The 17,028-nt window shown below is 55.2% G+C and carries 15 protein-coding genes; 13 read left to right on the plus strand and 2 right to left on the minus strand.

Annotation, left to right across the window (positions count from 1 at the left end; genetic code table 11):
• Nucleotides 1–224 precede the first annotated feature (224 nt).
• The 10 genes from DWV16_RS07020 to DWV16_RS07065 all read left to right on the plus strand — a co-directional run bounded on the left by DWV16_RS07020 (nucleotide 225) and on the right by DWV16_RS07065 (nucleotide 11,113).
• A complete protein-coding gene (locus tag DWV16_RS07020; RefSeq protein ID WP_118478433.1) occupies nucleotides 225–1,649 on the plus strand; it encodes an FAD-binding oxidoreductase in 1,425 nt (474 codons plus the stop codon).
• Between the two features lie 18 nt (nucleotides 1,650–1,667).
• The gene (locus DWV16_RS07025) at nucleotides 1,668–2,774 is read left to right on the plus strand and encodes a (Fe-S)-binding protein (protein ID WP_118478435.1); all 1,107 of its coding nucleotides are present in this window, start codon (nucleotides 1,668–1,670) and stop codon (nucleotides 2,772–2,774) included.
• Between the two features lie 14 nt (nucleotides 2,775–2,788).
• A complete protein-coding gene (locus DWV16_RS07030; RefSeq protein ID WP_118478437.1) occupies nucleotides 2,789–4,297 on the plus strand; it encodes a xylulokinase in 1,509 nt (502 codons plus the stop codon).
• Nucleotides 4,298–4,318: 21 nt separating this feature from the next.
• Entirely contained in the window at nucleotides 4,319–5,122 is an 804-nt protein-coding gene (locus DWV16_RS07035) for an electron transfer flavoprotein subunit beta/FixA family protein (protein WP_147349441.1), read from the plus strand.
• A complete protein-coding gene (locus DWV16_RS07040) occupies nucleotides 5,119–6,081 on the plus strand; it encodes an electron transfer flavoprotein subunit alpha/FixB family protein (RefSeq protein WP_118478439.1) in 963 nt (320 codons plus the stop codon). The genes DWV16_RS07035 and DWV16_RS07040 overlap by 4 nt, the downstream gene beginning before the upstream one ends.
• Before the next feature lie 104 nt (nucleotides 6,082–6,185).
• Nucleotides 6,186–7,259 carry a TRAP transporter substrate-binding protein gene (locus DWV16_RS07045; RefSeq protein WP_066459815.1) on the plus strand — a complete coding sequence of 358 codons (1,074 nt, stop codon included), beginning with the start codon at nucleotides 6,186–6,188 and terminating at the stop codon, nucleotides 7,257–7,259.
• Between the two features lie 74 nt (nucleotides 7,260–7,333).
• Nucleotides 7,334–8,173 carry an SDR family NAD(P)-dependent oxidoreductase gene (locus DWV16_RS07050; RefSeq protein WP_158572810.1) on the plus strand — a complete coding sequence of 280 codons (840 nt, stop codon included), beginning with the start codon at nucleotides 7,334–7,336 and terminating at the stop codon, nucleotides 8,171–8,173.
• Nucleotides 8,174–8,188: 15 nt separating this feature from the next.
• Nucleotides 8,189–8,686, plus strand: coding sequence for a TRAP transporter small permease (locus tag DWV16_RS07055; RefSeq protein WP_066459811.1), 498 nt, complete (start codon nucleotides 8,189–8,191; stop codon nucleotides 8,684–8,686).
• A complete protein-coding gene (locus DWV16_RS07060; protein WP_243007284.1) occupies nucleotides 8,683–9,969 on the plus strand; it encodes a TRAP transporter large permease in 1,287 nt (428 codons plus the stop codon). Before DWV16_RS07055 ends, DWV16_RS07060 begins: the two co-directional genes overlap by 4 nt.
• A 28-nt stretch (nucleotides 9,970–9,997) precedes the next feature.
• Complete coding sequence (locus DWV16_RS07065) at nucleotides 9,998–11,113, plus strand: glycerol dehydrogenase (protein WP_066459808.1); 1,116 nt, start codon at nucleotides 9,998–10,000, stop codon at nucleotides 11,111–11,113.
• 110 nt (nucleotides 11,114–11,223) lie between these two features.
• Here DWV16_RS07065 and DWV16_RS07070 read toward each other — a convergent pair whose 3' ends face one another.
• Entirely contained in the window at nucleotides 11,224–13,644 is a 2,421-nt protein-coding gene (locus DWV16_RS07070; protein ID WP_118478443.1) for an ATP-binding protein, read from the minus strand.
• 401 nt (nucleotides 13,645–14,045) lie between these two features.
• Nucleotides 14,046–14,699 (minus strand): GntR family transcriptional regulator, encoded by a 654-nt coding sequence (locus DWV16_RS07075; RefSeq protein WP_066459804.1) that lies wholly within the window; start codon nucleotides 14,697–14,699, stop codon nucleotides 14,046–14,048.
• A gap of 307 nt (nucleotides 14,700–15,006) precedes the next feature.
• Here DWV16_RS07075 and DWV16_RS07080 point away from each other — a divergent pair, with 307 nt between their 5' ends.
• The 3 genes from DWV16_RS07080 to DWV16_RS07090 are packed head-to-tail and all read left to right on the plus strand — an operon-like array spanning nucleotide 15,007 to nucleotide 16,982.
• Nucleotides 15,007–16,026 carry a zinc-binding alcohol dehydrogenase family protein gene (locus DWV16_RS07080; protein WP_118478445.1) on the plus strand — a complete coding sequence of 340 codons (1,020 nt, stop codon included), beginning with the start codon at nucleotides 15,007–15,009 and terminating at the stop codon, nucleotides 16,024–16,026.
• A 46-nt stretch (nucleotides 16,027–16,072) separates the two neighbouring features.
• Entirely contained in the window at nucleotides 16,073–16,336 is a 264-nt protein-coding gene (locus DWV16_RS07085) for a thioredoxin family protein (protein ID WP_066459802.1), read from the plus strand.
• Nucleotides 16,337–16,373: 37 nt separating this feature from the next.
• Nucleotides 16,374–16,982 (plus strand): glycerol-3-phosphate acyltransferase, encoded by a 609-nt coding sequence (locus DWV16_RS07090; RefSeq protein ID WP_243007285.1) that lies wholly within the window; start codon nucleotides 16,374–16,376, stop codon nucleotides 16,980–16,982.
• Nucleotides 16,983–17,028 lie beyond the last annotated feature (46 nt).

Consider the following 17,028-nt stretch of genomic DNA (forward strand, 5'->3'; position numbering starts at 1 on the left):
TAATTATTATACCGGATAAAATGAAAAAAAACAACACTATTCTTTATCGTAAAATAAAATATGATTAATTTGAACAATATCTATAATTTTGTAGTAATATTCCACAATTATAACAAATAAAATTTAACTACTCCAAAAAATAAAATGTATTGAAGTTTTACTTCGCGGATGATACAATGAAATCAGCCGGAAAGTAACAGAGTCGAAAGGAGTGTACAGAAACGATGCAAATACAGAGCTTCATGATCGATATGGTGCGCAGTGAACTGGAAGACGCGGTCGGGGCTGAAAATGTCAGCATCCGGCGCAGCGATAAGGTTGCGCATTGTATTGATTATTTTTGGCTGGCACGTCTTTGGGCGGACCGGGGGCTGGAACCCCCTATGCCGGATTTCATTGTCTCCCCGGGCAGTACGGAAGAGGTTTCCAAGGTACTTGTCATTGCCAATTATTATAAAATCCCGGTCTTCCCATGGGGCGGCGGCGCCGGTTCACAGGGCGGTGCGCTCGCGGTCTGCGGCGGGATTATGCTGGACATGAAGCGGATGGACAAAGTACTCGAAATTGACGAGCAGTCCCGCACCATCACCGCGCAGTGCGGCATCGTTTTTCAGCAGCTCGAATGGGCAGCGAATGAACGGGGCTATTCGTTGATGCACTATCCGAGCTCCCTCACCTGCAGCACGGTTGGCGGTTTTTTAGCGCACAATGGCATCGGTGTGCTTTCCACTAAATACGGCAAAATCGACGACCAGTGCCTGAATGTTGAAATGGTTATCCCGAACGGGCAGGTGCTCCGTTCCGCACCGGTCCCGAAACACTCCTCAGGACCGGACCTGAAGCACATTTTCATCGGTTCGGAAGGGACGCTAGGGGTCATGACCAAAGCTACCTTCAAGCTGTTTGAAATGCCCGAGGTGCGGCGGTTTCACGCCTACCTCTTCCAGGATATCGCAAGCGGCATCGCCGCCGCGCGCGACATGCTCCAGAAATTCAAACCTTCCATCATCCGCCTGTATGACGAGGCGGAGACCGTTTCGATCATCAAAAAGATTCTCGGCGTCGAGAAACAGGGCGCATTCATGAACTTGGCGCTCGAAGGCGAGGACGAGGTGGTCGCGATCGAAGAGCGCAAGATGCGGGAAATCTGTGCCAAATACCATGCGATGGACCTCGGCAGCGACTACGGCGAAAAGTGGTGGGACAGCCGGATCAAATTCTTCTATCCGGATTACGCGCTCGACTTTCCGAAGATGTTCGGCACAATGGACACCGTCGCTACCTATAAGGATATCGAGAAGGTCTACTGGGCGATGAAACACGCAGTGGAGGATCATTTCGAAGGGGTGCGGTTCATCGCGCATTTCTCCCACTGGTACGAGTGGGGCTGTATGTGCTACGACCGGTTTATCATGGACCAGCCGCCAAAGGACCCCGAAGAAGCGCTGCGGCTGCATAACCAGATCTGGAATGCGGGCGTGCGCGCCGCAATTGCAAACGGCGGTGCGGTCAATGATCACCACGGCGTCGGCATGAAACTGGGGCGGCTGATGAAGGAACAGTACGGTCCAGGCATGGTCGTGTTCGAAGGGCTCAAAAAAGCGCTCGACCCGAACGGGATCATGAACCCCTATAAGCTTGGAATCTAGCAAAAGGAGAGATGCGTGATGTTCTCGGAGAAAGCCGATAAAACAGTCAATGCCTGCCGATTCTGCTGGATGTGCCGGCATATCTGTCCGGTCGGGCTTGCCACCGGAAAGGAATCGAACACGCCGCGCGCCAAAGCGCTGATGATCTCGATGACCGAGAAAGGGATCGACCTCAAACAGGACATGATGGAGGACATGTACGAATGCTGCCTGTGCAACGCCTGCGCGCACGACTGCCAGAGCGGATATGAGCCAGCCGTTTTTATCCGGGAGGCCCGAACCTGCGCCGTCGCAAATGGCCTGCTGCCCGCGAAGGCGCAGCCGGTCGTCGACCGGTTGCTCGCGGATGGGAACCTCTTCGGTGAAAGCCCCGAAAGCAAGTTCGACGCGCTGGGCGATTCCATCGCCGGACTGCCGGAAACGGCGCCGGTACTCGTCTATATTGGGGAGACGGCCGCGCGCCGTGCGCCGCGGATCGCAAAGGCGTTTCTAAACCTCCTGCGCAAGGCGGGCGTCGAATTCACCGTGCGAAAGGACGAAGCGCCTTGCGGCGCGGAAAGCTATGATCTGATCGGGCTGGTATCGGAAGTGCAGGACGAGGCGAAAGCCTGCGCCGCGCAGATCGCCGCGTCGGGCGCGCGGACGGTGGTCGTGCTCGACCCGGCCTGCGCCCGGGTCATGAAACAGGAATACCCCGTCTGGGGCTGCCAGTTACAGGCGGAGGTCGTAACCGCGACCGTGTTTGTGGCGCAGCTTCTCCGGGAGGGCAGGCTGCATCCGCAAAAGAAGGAACTCGGCCCAGTCACCTTCCAGGACCCCTGCCGGCTGGCGCGGGATCTTGAGGAGACGGAACCGGCGCGCGAGATTCTCAGGGCAATGGGCGCCGACCTGCGCGAGATGTTCCTGCACGGCCAGATGACCAAATGCTGCGGCAACGAGATTTTAAATTCCCACTCTCCGCATCTGGCCGAGCGCATCGCGAAGGCGCGCGCTGCTGATGCGAAACGCACCGGAGTAAAGCTGCTTGTGACCGCCTGCCCGGGCTGCAGGGACATTCTCGAAAAGGGCGCGGACGAAGCGCTTGCGGTGGAGGACCTGTTTGTGCTGCTCGACCGCTGCTGCTGACAGGAGGAATACATATGAGATATCTACTGGGCGTGGATTTTGGCGGCGGCGCGAGCAAGGCGACGCTGCTTGCGGAGGACGGCAGGGTGATTGCTACCTCCACGAAGGAATACCCCACCTATTACCCGCAGAGCGGATGGACTGAGCAAGACCCGGAGGACTCCTACCGGGCGCTGGTTTTCAATGTGCGGGCCGTTATCGAAAAGAGCGGGATCGATCCGGCAGACATCGCGGCTATGTGCCTTGACGCGGCGACTCACACCGCGGTGTTGCTCGATGAAGCGGACCGGGTGATCCGTCCGGCAATCTACTGGACCGACAAACGCAGCACCAGGCAGTCTGCGTGGCTCAAGGAGCATTATTACGAGCGGATCTATACCCTCTGCTGCAATATGCCGGACGTGATGTGGACCCTCCCGCAGATTATGTGGGTGCGGGAGAACGAGCCGGAAAACTTCAAACGGATCGACAAGATCCTTTTTATGAAGGACTATGTCCGCTACCGGCTGACTGGCGACTTCGTGACCGATTACATCGACGCGATGGGCTCAATGTTTATGGACGTGCCGCGTAATTGCTGGTCGGAGGAGCTCTGTGGGCTCGCGGGAGTTTCCCTTTCGATGCTGCCGCGTATCGTCGACCCGACCGAGATATTAGGCCCGCTTACAACGAAAGCCTGTGCCGAGACCGGGCTTTCTCCAAAAACCAAAGTGATTGCGGGCGCGACCGATACGGTGCTGGAGGTCTACGCGAACGGGGCGATCGAACCCGGCCAGATGACCGTGAAGCTGGCGACAGCCGGCCGCATCTGCCCGATCGTTCCGCACATGCTCGACAATCCCTTGCTCTGCAACTATAAGCATGTCGTGCCGGGGCTCTGGTATCCGGGAACTGGTACAAAATCCTGCGCAGCCTCCTACCGGTGGTATCGGGACACCCTCTGCAAAGCGGAGAAGCTGGAGGCGGAAAAACAGGGAGTCGACCCGTATTTCCTGATGGATCAGGCGGCCGCAGGGATTCCGCCGGGCAGCGACAACCTCTTTTTCCAGCCGTATCTACAGGGCGAATTGACCCCGTATTTCGACCCGGCGCTGCGCGGATGTTTCGTGGGTGTACTTTCCTCACACACCAAGGCGCATTTCAACCGTGCCCTGCTCGAAGGGGTCGCCTTCTCGCTCAAGGACTGCTATCAGGTGGTTCAGGCGATGAATCTGCAGATCAACCAGGCACGGATCATCGGCGGCGGCGCAAAGAGCCCGCTCTGGCGGCAAATTCTCTGCGATATGCTCGGCATCGAGTTGGTCAAGACCGAAAACAACGATTCTTCGCTTGGCGCGGCGATGCTGGCCGGCGTGGCGGCCGGGGCGTTCTCCTCCTTTGCGGAAAGCGTCGAACGCTGCGTGCGGATTGAACAGGTCGTGAAGCCCGATCCGGAAAACTTCAAGATCTACGAAAAACAGTTTACGCTCTATAAACAGATCCACGATGCGCTCGCGCCGGTCTATCACGCGATGGAGGGCTGAGCGGGACAGGAGCTGATTGATGTGCGGATTGCCGTATGTATGAAACAGATCCCCAGCAGCGCAACGCAGGGGTTCGATCCGGATACGAATACCCTCATCCGGGAGCAGGGAACCCTGATGACCAATCTGGCGGATGTCTACGCGTTGGAAAGCGCGCTGACGCTCGCGGGCCAGGATGGAACGGCGGATGTGTTCACGATGGGAAAGTCCTCTGCCTGCGCATTGCTGCGCGACGCGTGCGCGCTCGGAGCAAAAGGACTTTTTCTGATCAATGACCCGCTTTTTGCAGGATCGGATACCTTTGTCACCGCGAAAATTCTTGCGGCGGCGATCAAACACGAAGGTTCCTATGATCTGATCCTCTGCGGCAGGCGCACGCTCGACGGGGAAACGGGGCAGGTCGGCGGCCAACTGGCTGCGGTGCTCGAAGTCCCCTGTGTCACCAATGTGATCCGGCTGGAGCAAAGCGGGGAAAGAGCCATTCGGTGCACCCGGCTGCTCGAAGAAACCAGGCAGATGGTCGAGACAGACTTTCCGGCAGTCGTAACCGTTTGCGAAGGGGTAGAAGAGGTTGGACATCCGCGCCTGCCGAGCTTGCGTGGGATACGCGCCGCCGGGCATGCGCAGATCAAGCGGATCACCAATGAAACGCTCCAGCTTAATCCAGGCTCGGTGGGGCTTGCGGGATCGTTTACACGAGTGGAACAGACCTTTCTCCTTGCGGCTGGAAGACGCCGCTGCAAGCCGGAGCCGAACCTCGAAAACGGAGTCGCCCGTCTGCTCACATTGATCGAAAGCATGCGGATCGGCGGTGAGGAAAGATGAATGGAGAAATCTGGGTTGTGTGTGATGCGGAAGGAACCGGACTGTCCGGCTGTTCGTGCGAATTGCTGGGGAAAGCCCAGGCGCTTTCTGAAAAGGGCGCGGGGACAGTCTGCGCGGTGTGGTTTTCCGAGATACCGCCACCCGCACAGGAACTTGCATCCTTCGGTGCGGTTAGGGCTTATGCGGCGTGCTTATCTGACGCGGACGAATATGGAAAGGCGCGGCTGCTCGCACGCCTTGCGAAAACGCACTGCCCACAGATTCTGCTGCTGTCGGCAACCGTGCAGGGCCGCTCGGTCGCGGCGCAGGCCGCCGCGCTCATCGGCACTGGCCTCACGGCCGACTGCACCGGGCTGGAAATCGGACCGGATGGGAAGCTCGTGCAAATCCGACCGGCATACGGAGGCAATTTGATGGCGCGGGTGACCTGCCCTGGTTCTCTGCCGCAGATGGCAACTGTACGTCCGGGCGCATTTTCCCGATGCAGACCATTTAACAGAGGCTGTTGCGCGGTGATGGACTGCACATCCGAAAAGTCGTTGGAGAACCCGGTACGGCTGCTGGAGACCATCCATCTGGCTGGTGCGCAAACGGCGCTCGGCGAAGCGGAGATTGTGGTGGCTGGCGGCGCGGGCATCGGCTCGGCCAGGGCATTCGATCAAATCTGCCTGCTGGCCGAACGGCTCGGCGGGGCGCCCGCGGCTTCCCGCGCGGCGGTCAACGCGGGTTATGCGCCCTACAGCAGTCAAGTTGGCCAGACCGGTGTCTGTATCCACCCGAAACTTTATATCGCTTTCGGTATTTCGGGCGCGGTGCAGCATCTGGCGGGAATTCAGGGAGTAAAGCGGATTGCGGCGGTCAATACCGATCCGAAAGCGCCGATTTTTGATTATGCGGATTATGGGATTGTGGGCGATCTGCATCGTGCGATCGACCTGATCCTGTGGCACACATCATAAAAGAATAGGAGAAAAAGATGGGAGGCGGTTGGAGGGAAACGGTAGGAATTGGCAAGTATGGAAAGAAAAGTAGAAATCTTTATAAACCTGAAGGGGGATCTGTCATGAAAAAGGTTATCAGCATCTTGTTAAGTATCGCGATGATTCTTGCGTTCTGCGCGGGCTGCGGAGGAAACACTGCTCCCGCCTCTTCCGCGGCCCCCGCGGCCTCCGCATTGCCTGCTGAATCGAAAGATGCCGCTCCTTCCGGCGAATCTGTCAAAATCACGTTGGGACATATCTATAACCCGAATCACAACGAAGCGATCGCCCTGGAAAAACTTAAAGAATTGCTTGCGGAGAAATCGAACGGCCGGATCGAGCTTGTAATTTATCCGAGCAGCCAGATGGGGTCCGAGCGCGAGATGGCGGAACAGGTCATGCTGGGTACGCTCGATATGGGCCTTTCGGATGGCCCTACCTGGTCGAACGCGCTGCAGGTCCCCGAAATCGCGGTTTTCGGTTTGCCGTTTCTCTATAAGGATATCGATGGGCAGAAGGCGGTTATCAACGAAATTCTGATCGACTCGGCAGGAGAGATGATGATCGGTAAGGGCGTACGCCCCTTGTTTGGCTTCTCGGCTTCGATTCGCGGTGCAATTCTCGCGACCAAGCCAATCGTTACCGCGGCTGATATCGACGGCGTCAAAATGCGCGTGCCGGAGATCACCATGTATGTCGATACCTGGCGCTGTCTCGGCGCGAACCCGACCACCACGCCATGGGGAGAGGCGTACACCTCGATTGCGCAGGGCGTTGTCGACGGCGCGGAGGTCGACCCCTCTACCATCGTCGACGCAAACCTCCAGGAGGTCACCAAATACTTCTCCAAGACCGCCCATATGGGCACTATTCACATTGTGTCGATGAACGAAGCAAAATGGCAGAGCATTCCGGAAGACCTGCGGAAAATTTTCCTTGAATGTGCTGCGGAAGCTTCCGCATGGCAGATAGAAGACCGCAAAACCACCGACGAGGCCGCAGTCCAGAAGATGGTTGACGCGGGTGTTACGGTGAATGAAGTCTCGGACGAGGAGCGAGCAAAGATGGCCGAACGCTGCAAGCCAATCTATGACCAGTACGACGCGGACTACGGCCTTGGCGATCTGATCAGCCAGCTGCAGGAGATCGGCGGCTGAATCTGCAAAGAAAATGTCACAGTTGACCGGGGAGGGGTATGCGCTCCCGGTCTGAAAGGGAAGGGGGGCTTTGTATGCAGGAAATCGACGTCATGGGAATCAAGACAGTGATCACCGGTGCTTCCGGGGTGATCGGCATAGCGTTTGCAGAAGCATTTTTGGAACATGGAGCGTATGTTGCCAACTGGGATCTCCAGGAGAGTGATCCGGCCAAGAGGCTGGCACAGCGTTTTCCGCAGCGGTATCTCTTCTGCGAAACCGACGTTTGCAGAGAAGACAGCATCGAAAAAGCCGCCCGGGAAACGGCGGCACAATTCGGGGGGATCGACGCGCTTTGCAATATCGCGGGGATCATTGCCAAACAGCAGATAGGCGAACTGGAAACAGATACGCTCGATCGGCTTTACAAGGTGAACGTGCGTGGATTGATGCTGGTGACCAAGCGTCTCGTCCCGATGCTGAAAAAAAGCGGGCGCGGACGGATCATCAACATGTCCTCCATTCAGGCGGCGGTCGGCATGGAGACCTACTCGCCCTACACCTTTACAAAAGCGGCTGTTTCCGGTGTTACAAGGGTGTGGGCGCTCGAGCTGGCCCCCTATGGAGTCACCGTCAATGCGATCTGCCCGGGCTGGGCAAAGACTGCGATGGCGGACCGGATGGTCGAGCGGCTGGGCGACCTGCATGGGATATCGACCGAAGAAGCGCGGGAGCTCATCCTGTCCTATGTCCCGCAGCGCCGGTTCATCGACCCGCAGGAGATCGCATTCACCGGCCTGTTTCTGGCAAGCAGCGCCGCGGGCGCGATCAGCGCGAATGAGATTTTTGTGGATGCGGGGATGTCCCACTGCGCCAAGCCGGGGCTCAATCTGCCGGTTCCCGAAACGGATGATCATCGCGGGCGAAAACCTTGAAAAAGGAGAACGGCTATGAAAATTTTCCACAAGATAGATCATTTTATTGAAATGCTGCAGGTGTGGGCCTGTGCGATTCTGTTCGGGGCGATCGTGGTCCTCGGCACGATCCAGGTCTGTGGCCGGTATGTTTTCAACTATTCGATCCCGTGGTCGGAGGAGACGATGCGGTTCTGCTGCATCTGGATGGTGTTCATTGGCGCCGCGCTTACGGTGCGCAGCGACGGCCATGTTTCCATCGATATCCTGCAAGGATTTCTCAAGAACAACAAAACCAAGGCGGTTCTATATCTGATTGGAAGACTGATGTGCGTGGTGTTCCTGGTGTGGATCTTTCCGGCTTCGATCGAACTGATCAACAGGACCAAGAGCTCGATGGCTGCGACCCTGCCGCTGTCCTTCTCGTTTGTCTATGCCTCTTTTGCTGTGGGGGCGGTGATGATGCTGCTTTCTTATATTGCAACGCTTCCCAAAACGACAGCTGCGATCTGGAAGGGGGAGAAAGACGAATGAGTATGCTTGCAATCGCAGTCGTACTGCTGCTGATTTTTATTGCAATCGGTGTGCCGGTCTGTTTCGCAATCGGGCTTTCCGGATTGTGCGCGGTCGCATTTGGCGGCGATGCGCCGCTTTTTATGGTGGTGCAGCAGATTGTGCGCGGACTCAATTCTTTTCCGCTGATGGCCTGCCCGTTCTTTATCCTGGCGGGCGAAATCATGGGGGCGGCAAAACTCTCAGACCGGATTCTGGATTTCTGCCGGGCGTGCGTTTCCTGGATGAAAGGCGGCCTCGGCGCGGTGTGCGTTCTGGCCAATATGATCTTTGCGGCCATCTCCGGCTCCGGCGCGGCTTCGATCAGCGCGATCGGTTCGCTGACCACCCCGCAGCTGAAAAAGACCGGCTACAACCGCGGCTTCGTCGCGGCGCTGATTGCGGGCGGCGGCGCGCTCGGCCCGATCATCCCGCCGAGCATGAACATGATCATCTATGGCTCGCTCACTGGTGACTCGGTCGGCAAGCTGTTTTTGGGCGGCGTGCTGCCGGGTATCCTGATCGGCGGCGCAATGATGTTGATGTGTTTTTACTACGCGAAAAAGCATCATGTCGATCAGGGAACCGGAACCTTCAGCATAAAGGATCTGCTGATCACCCTGCGCAAATCCTTTTTTGCGCTGATCACACCGCTTATTATCATTGGCGGCGTCATCTCCGGCGTGTTCACCCCGACCGAAGCGGGGATTGTGGCTTGTGTCTACGGGCTCATCTGCGGATTTTTCATCTATCGAACCATCAAGGTGAAGGAACTGCTCAGCATCTTCCGCCGCGCGACCGAATCCTCGGCCATGATCATGATGATCATGGGCATCGCGACCATCTACAGCTACATCTTCGCGGTGGAGAATGTCGGTGACATGATCAGCAATTTCCTGCTTTCAATCTCGACCAACCCAATCATCATCATGTTGATTATCACGGTGATCATGATGATCATCGGCTGCTTCATGGAGACGATCGCCGCCATGGTCGTGCTGTTGCCGGTCATCTATCCGGTGGTCATGGGGCTCGGCGTGGACCCGGTCCAGTTCGGCGTGCTGTTCTGCATCTCGACGGTGCTTGGCGGCGTCACACCACCGGTCGGCGTCTATCTGTTCCTTTCCATGAGTATTGCCGGTGCGAATATCAAGGAGGTTGCGCGCTATATCATTCCGATTGTCATTTTTATCGTCACCACAATGATTCTAATTATTTTCATTCCTGGTGTTGCGACCCTGGTTCCAAATGTGCTGATGCGCTGAACAAACGAATAATAGGAGGGGAAGTCTTATGGTACAAACCACTGGCCGGGCCTTTGGTAGTCCACTCAAATATATCCAGGGACCTGGAGAATTCAACAATCTTCAGAAATACACCTCCATTTATGGTGAAAAGGCATATTTTTTGATCGATGGTTTTCTCCATACCGAGCTGAACGCGCGATTAAAGGAAATTTATGCAGAAACCGGTTCGTGCTATGAAACCGCGAAATTCGGCGGTGAATGCTGCCAAAGCGAGATCGACCGCGTAACCGAAGCCGCGAAGGCCTTCGGGGCTCAGATTTTTGTCGGTGTGGGCGGCGGGAAGACGCTCGATACCGCGAAGTTTGTGGCGAACGGGCTGGAAACGCCGCTCATCATTATGCCGACCGCGGCATCGACCGACGCGCCGGTGAGCGAGCTTGGCATCCTCTACACCGAAAAGGGGGAGCACCGCGCGGCCGTCAAGATGAAGCGCAACTCGGAAATTGTCCTGATGGATACCGAAATCATCCTCAAAGCGCCGAAACGCCTGTTTATAGCGGGTATTGCGGACGCGCTGGCCACCTGGTTTGAAGCGCGGGCAAACGACGCTTCCGATCACGAAAATTATATCGGTACCGGTTATCGACGCTGCAAAGCGGGTATGGCGATTGCGAAGATGGCGTATGACATCCTGATGGCGGACGGTCTCAGGGCGGTACAGGCGCTTGAACGAGGCGCGCTGACCGAAGCGGTCGAAAACGTCATCGAAGCGAACACCCTCCTTTCCGGCCTCGGGTTCCAGAACACCGGCTGTTCGACCGCGCACGGCATCCACTCGGGCCTGACCGAGCTGCCCTGTACCCACAAATATCTGCACGGCGAAAAGGTCGCGTTCGGCATCGTGGTGCAGATGGTGCTGGAGAACACCCCAGCCGAAGAGCTCGACCGGATCATGCGGTTTCTGGTAAAGCTGGGACTGCCGGTGACCCTTGGGCAGATGGACATTGATCCAACGCCGGAAAATGTTTCTGCCGTCGCGCATAAGACCACAAAAGGCAACAGCCTGATCTATTCCGAACCTTTTTTGATCACTGAAGACCTCGTGTATAACGCGATCATCGCGGCGGACGAGATCGGAAGAAGCTATCTTGCGGAAAATTAGATAGAAATCCCACGGCAAAGAGCCGGCTGACTTTCGTCAGCCGGCTCTTTGCCGAAATGCAGCAGTCCTATACGGTGCGATTGACCATCCCTAAAAAGCTGTTTTCCCCGCTAATGAGCGGTATCTTCCCAAGCCACTCGGTCCGGCCGGTTGCGCTGTTTCCAGAGCAGGCAGTTGGAAAGGGCGCTTTTCAGCTGGTCAATGGAAATCGGCTTGGCAAGATGCCCGTCCATCCCAGCCAGCCGCGCCTGTCTGGCGTCTTCGGCAAAAGCGTCGGCTGTCATTGCGACGATCGGGAGTTCGTCGATCCGCTCCAAGCCTGACTCCCGGATCTCGCGGGTAGCATTGTAACCGTTCAGGACCGGCATCTGGATATCCATAAAAACCATATCATAATACAGCGGGGGATGGGAAAAAATCGCATCCACCGCCTGCCTGCCGTTTTCGGCAATTTCAACACTCACTTCCAACAGCCCAAGCATCTCGGCGGCAATCTGCCGGTTGAGTTCATTATCTTCCACCAGCAAGATCCGCAGGCCGGGAAAAGAATCCCTCACCCGATGCTTTTCCGGCGGCGTCATGACGGTTGGAACGTCACATTTTGACAGACAGATTGTAATCTGGAATCGGGAGCCCTTCCCGTACGCACTTTCCACTTGGATGTCGCCGCCCATCATCGCAACAATGCTCTGCACGATCGTCATTCCCAGGCCGGTCCCGGTGATTTTGCTGGTGCGGCTGTCATCAGCCCGGCTAAACGGCTCAAAAATATGCTCCAGATATTCCGGTTTCATCCCAATCCCATTATCCGCTACCGCAAACCGGTAGGTGCCGGCCAGCCGTTCGCCCTTTTTGAGCTCCTCCAGCGAGAAGGAGATCTGCCCATGTTCGCCAGAATATTTTGAAGCGTTTTCAAGGATATTGACCAGCACCTGTTTGAGCCGCCGCGCATCCCCAACCACCCGGGAATGGAGGCCTTCGTCAAGCTTCACTGTCAGTTCCTGCTGTTTTTTTTCGATGGGGATACGGACCAGCTCCACTGTGTCCCGAACCAGGTCGCGAAGGTCAAATTCGGCTTCTTCCAGCCCCACCGCTCCGCTTTCAATCTTGCTGACATCCAGCACTTCGTTGATAAGACCGAGCAGATGTGCGCCGGAGCTTGCGATCTTTTGCAGGTAGTCCCGCAGCTTTTCTTCGCTGCCGAGATGAAGCTGTGCAAGTTCGGTCATCCCCATGATCGCATTCATGGGGGTGCGGATATCATGGCTCATCCTCGAAAGGAAATCGCTTTTGGCCTGGCTGGCTCTTTCCGCTTTCTGCAACGCTTCCTCAAGCAGCACCTTGGTCCGGCGTTCCTTTTCGAGCAGCTCTTCCTGTATCCGGCGTTCGTCGTCGATGTTCCGCGAAAGGGTAATTTCAATCAAATCGTCGGTGTAGGGACTTTCGACCCGGACGACCTGGGTAAAGTTCCAGTGATAAATGCCGTCTGCGCCAAGGTGGGGCACCTTCATTGTCACAATGCGTTTGCCGCCGGAAAAAGCGGCGGTCAAAGCGCCACGCGAAAATTTACCGATGAATTCCGGGCGGTGATCCGGATGGACAGTGGCAAGCTCGGCTTCGATGAGGTCATCGAAGCTGCCCGCGTCGCCGGGCTTTTTGACGGGAAAACGCTCATACTCAAGCATGTGATAGGTGTTTTGGGTCAGGTTTACGGCAATCAGCATCTGATAGGCAATTTTTGCGGCAGTCGCAAGCTGGCTGATTTCCACATTGCGCTGCTGTTCCAGCAGAAATTCATCCTGGACATCACGGAAAACCAGTACACACCAGCATTCCGCGTCTCCGAGCGCTTGAATTTTTGCCGCATGGAAATCCACCATGTGATAGGTTCCGTCTGAAGTCAAACGACGCAGCCTCTTGGATATTTGTTTTTTTCCTTCTCCAAACAGCCGAAGCATCGCCTGTCGGGAAAAATGGTGGTTGAAGGCCTCCAGATCGTCGGGATGCAGCACTTTCTTTGCATATTTGCAGTTTTCCATCTCGAAATTTCCCTGTTCCGGGATGTCTGTCCAGAGGGAATCCTTCTGGCAGTTGACGTAATAATCAGCTGTAAGATTGGCGATAATACACTCGCCAAAAACCGTTACAAGGCTTTTGGCATACATCTGTTCAATTTTTTGCAGACCCTGTTCTTCCTCAAAGTCCAATTTGTGCGGGGAGGCGGTCACGACCACCGCCGGGATCTGCCCATCCCAGAAAATCCGGTTTGCGGTGACGTCGACAGTGGACCGCAGGAGCGGATCATAACAGACAAGCCGGCCGGACTGTTTATCTCCAAGCAGATTAAGCGGACAGTTTGCGCAGACCTCGGGCCAGACTTCGTGGCATTTTGTTCCGAGCGCAGCCTTTCCGCGGCCGGTATCCTGACAGCGCCGATTAAAATACAGCAGCTTGTGAGTCGACTCCTCAATCACATAGACGCTGATATCAGCCAACGCATCCAGCAGATTTTTCAAATTTTCAGCAGACATGGTTTCCGCTCCTCATCCAGTGGGGTATTCTACGCCTGACATCCTTTGGGGTTTGACGCGCAGAAGACGCGCAGAAATAGTGTAATTTTATTATATGCCTGTCGTAGGAAAATAGAAAGCGTTTTGGCAGGTTTTTCCGCTGATATCCGGGACATTTTATAGAAGTTAGGTCACGAAATATATTTTAAATCCTGAATAGGGGATATTTTTATGACAAACGTGAAGACGCGCGCTTTCGGACAGAAAAAGGCATCCCCGCTGAAGTTTTGCGTGGATGCCTTTTCTCCGATTCTGAAAAGAAGCCGCGAAGCGATGCTAGAGTGTGAGACAGGCGATCTGAAGTCTTGTTTCTTATGATTGGCTTATGATGTATACAACATCTAAAAATTTTTCGATCCTACCTATCGGATCGAAAAATTCTGATTTTTGAGAAGCAAGTCGAAGGTGGCGTTTTTGGACTGGATCAGATGGCGGCGCAGCTCTCCGGCGGCGAGCGCCCAGTCCTTTTTCAGACAGGCTTTCGCAATCGCGATATGTTCGCTGACCGTGTTCTCGATACGCTCAGCCTGCTCCTGTCCGGTCATCACCCGAAACCGGAGGTTTTGGGTGTGGATTCCCTCGTAAGTGTTGAGCAGGAACCGGTTCGGCATCGCTCCCACAATGGTGTGATGGAATTCGTCGTCCAGCTCAAAATAACGGTCCGGCGGGGATTCCTGCTGGTTGGAAAATTGAGAATAAAATCCGAGAAAAACCTCGTCGCTCAGCGTGCGGCCATAGGTTTCAAGGGCGTAGGGTTCCACAAGCATGCGTACCTCAAAAATCATATTGACTTCGCTGATCGAAAGGCCGGAAACCATAATCCCTTTCTTTGGAAGGATAACGATGAGGCCTTCCTGTTCCAGGCGGCTGAGCGCGTCCCGGATAGGGGTACGGCTGGCGTTGATTTCCTCGCGTAGCTTTTCCTCGTTGAGCAGGGTATTGGGCGCATATTCGCAGTTGACGATTTTTTCTTTGATAATGTTGTAAGCTTGCAGTTTCAGGCTTTCTTTTTTCATTTCCGATTTCCTTTCCTGAGAAAACGTCGCGTAAAGTCGAAAATATATGTGAAGTATCCCAAACGGGATGATTTAAGGACTCTACCGTTTATTTTAATACATTGCAGAACGATTGTATATTATAAAAAATTCACATAAAATAGGAGTGATCATTGGGCGAAATAAATAAGATTTATAAAAAATATAAAATATCAATTGACATTCAGTGGATCATCCAGTATCTTTTGTTGTATACAATACGTGCTTTGGATCGGGAACGGTCGGAAGTCACATGCAAAAAATCTATAGAAATCTGGAGGAATTTTTGATGAAAGCAATCCGAATCAATGCACCGGGCCAGGTCGAAATCTGCGAAGTGGAAAAGCCTGCCCTCAAAGAAGGCGAAGCGCTGCTGAAACTCCTGTACGGCGGAATCTGCGGCAGCGATTTGGGTACATACCGCGGAACGATGGCGTACGCCTCCTATCCGCTTATCCCGGGTCATGAGTTTTCCGCTGAGATCGTAGAGATCGGCCCGAACGACAAAGGACTCAAACCCGGCATGGTCGTTACCGCGAACCCCTACTTCAACTGTGGCCACTGCTATTCCTGCCAGCGCGGGCTGGTCAACTGCTGCACCGGCAACCAGACGATGGGTGTGCAGCGGGAAGGCGCTTTCGCCGAATACATTGCCATGCCCATTGAGCGCATCTATGACGGCAAGGGGCTGCCTGCGAAAACCCTTGCGCTGATCGAACCATTCTGCATCAGCTACCACGGCGTATCCCGCGCGAATATTCAGCCGGGGGACAAGGCGCTGGTCATCGGTGCTGGCACCATCGGCGTTCTGGCGGCGGTGGCCGCGAAGTCCAAAGGCGCCAAGGTATACCTGGCTGACGTTGCCGAGGGTAAGCTCGCGTATGCCGAGAGCTTTGGGATTGACGGCACCATCCTCAACGACGGGCCAGACGCGCTTGCGAAAGCGGTCAATGAGATCACTGGCGGCAACGGCTTTGATGTCACAATCGAGGCGGTCGGCTTACCATCCACCTTCCAGAACTGCATTGATGCGGTGGCGTTCGGCGGGCGGATGGTCCTCATCGGCGTCGGCAAGAAAAATCTTGACTTCAACTTTACCATGATCCAGAAGAAGGAACTGAACATCTTTGGTTCCCGCAACGCCTACAAGAAAGATTTTCTTGAATTGATCGATTTGGTGAAAAGCGGCAAGGTGGACATCGACCGGATTGTCACCAACACCTATAAATGGACCGATGCCCCCCGGGCTTTTGAGGAGTTCAGCAACAACGCGGGACAGATGCTGAAGGTTGTCTTTGATTTTACCTGATCAGGCCAAACGGCACAGCTTATGATCGAGGAAAGGAGTGATAAGAATGCCAAAGCATGTAAAGATGATGATTTTGGAGGACTGCCCATACTGCAAACAGGCGTTTGAGATGATGGAAGAACTGAAAACGGTCCATCCCGAATACCGGGCGGTTGATATCGAAGTGATTGAAGAGAACCGGGAGCCGGAAAAGATCAAAGGTTATCAGTACTGGTATGTGCCCACCTTTTTTGTGGACGATGTGAAGGTGATGGAGGGAGTTCCTTCGATCGAGCTTGTTGAGAAGATGTTCACCGAAGCACTGGGGTGACAGGCCGTCCGCAGTTTGACCGGAGAGGAGGCTTTTGATGGAACGTTTGGGATGTTTTCTTGCAGGCTATCTGCTCGGCTGCATTTTGACAGCCGAACTGCTCGCCTATTATAAGACCGGAAAAAGCGCCCGGACGATGGGGTCGGGGAACCCTGGAACAGCCAATATGACACGCCTGTTCGGGAAAAGAGCGGGTGCGCTGGTGCTTTGCGGAGACGTTATGAAAACCGCGGCTGCCTGCCTTCTGTGCAGGCTCGCGTTTTTCCCGCAGCTGGGAAGAATCGCGGTTCTTTATGCGGGAATCGGCGCCGCGTGCGGTCACAATTTCCCATTTTGGAATGGGTTTCGCGGCGGCAAAGGAGTTGCGGTGACCTGCACCTTCTTGGTGCTGTATTCCCCCATGTGGGGGACGGCAAGTTGTCTGGCGGGGCTTGGATTGGTGTTTCTGACCGGCTACCTTGCTGTTGGTGCGGCAGCGATCCCAATCGTGTTTCTGCCGTTTGCGGCCTCGCTTTCCGGGTGGGAAGCGGGACTGCTCGTCCTTGCGGCCGCGGGCATGATGGCGGCGCGCAATTTCGGATCTTTCCGGCGGATTGCCGCGGGAAGTGAAAAAAAAGCCGGCTTCCTGCATCGGTTCCGTCGCTGAAAAAGCCCTCCGGGAAGTGCTTCCCGGAGGGCTTTTCTGCATCCAG

The sequence above is a fragment of the Anaerotruncus sp. AF02-27 genome (assembly GCF_003465835.1).
GTDB classification, from domain to species: Bacteria; Bacillota; Clostridia; order Oscillospirales; family Ruminococcaceae; genus Anaerotruncus; species Anaerotruncus rubiinfantis.

What these genes read in the sequence shown, in the direction of transcription:
- DWV16_RS07090 (WP_243007285.1), top strand. Translation starts at nt 16,374, where the DNA reads ATGGAACGTTTGGGATGTTTTCTTGCAGGCTATCTGCTCGGCTGCATT.
- DWV16_RS07045 (WP_066459815.1), top strand. Translation starts at nt 6,186, where the DNA reads ATGAAAAAGGTTATCAGCATCTTGTTAAGTATCGCGATGATTCTTGCG.
- DWV16_RS07025 (WP_118478435.1), top strand. Translation starts at nt 1,668, where the DNA reads ATGTTCTCGGAGAAAGCCGATAAAACAGTCAATGCCTGCCGATTCTGC.
- DWV16_RS07020 (WP_118478433.1), top strand. Translation starts at nt 225, where the DNA reads ATGCAAATACAGAGCTTCATGATCGATATGGTGCGCAGTGAACTGGAA.
- DWV16_RS07040 (WP_118478439.1), top strand. Translation starts at nt 5,119, where the DNA reads ATGAATGGAGAAATCTGGGTTGTGTGTGATGCGGAAGGAACCGGACTG.
- DWV16_RS07030 (WP_118478437.1), top strand. Translation starts at nt 2,789, where the DNA reads ATGAGATATCTACTGGGCGTGGATTTTGGCGGCGGCGCGAGCAAGGCG.
- DWV16_RS07055 (WP_066459811.1), top strand. Translation starts at nt 8,189, where the DNA reads ATGAAAATTTTCCACAAGATAGATCATTTTATTGAAATGCTGCAGGTG.
- DWV16_RS07065 (WP_066459808.1), top strand. Translation starts at nt 9,998, where the DNA reads ATGGTACAAACCACTGGCCGGGCCTTTGGTAGTCCACTCAAATATATC.
- DWV16_RS07060 (WP_243007284.1), top strand. Translation starts at nt 8,683, where the DNA reads ATGAGTATGCTTGCAATCGCAGTCGTACTGCTGCTGATTTTTATTGCA.
- DWV16_RS07050 (WP_158572810.1), top strand. Translation starts at nt 7,334, where the DNA reads ATGCAGGAAATCGACGTCATGGGAATCAAGACAGTGATCACCGGTGCT.
- DWV16_RS07085 (WP_066459802.1), top strand. Translation starts at nt 16,073, where the DNA reads ATGCCAAAGCATGTAAAGATGATGATTTTGGAGGACTGCCCATACTGC.
- DWV16_RS07080 (WP_118478445.1), top strand. Translation starts at nt 15,007, where the DNA reads ATGAAAGCAATCCGAATCAATGCACCGGGCCAGGTCGAAATCTGCGAA.
- DWV16_RS07075 (WP_066459804.1), bottom strand. Translation starts at nt 14,699, where the DNA reads ATGAAAAAAGAAAGCCTGAAACTGCAAGCTTACAACATTATCAAAGAA.
- DWV16_RS07070 (WP_118478443.1), bottom strand. Translation starts at nt 13,644, where the DNA reads ATGTCTGCTGAAAATTTGAAAAATCTGCTGGATGCGTTGGCTGATATC.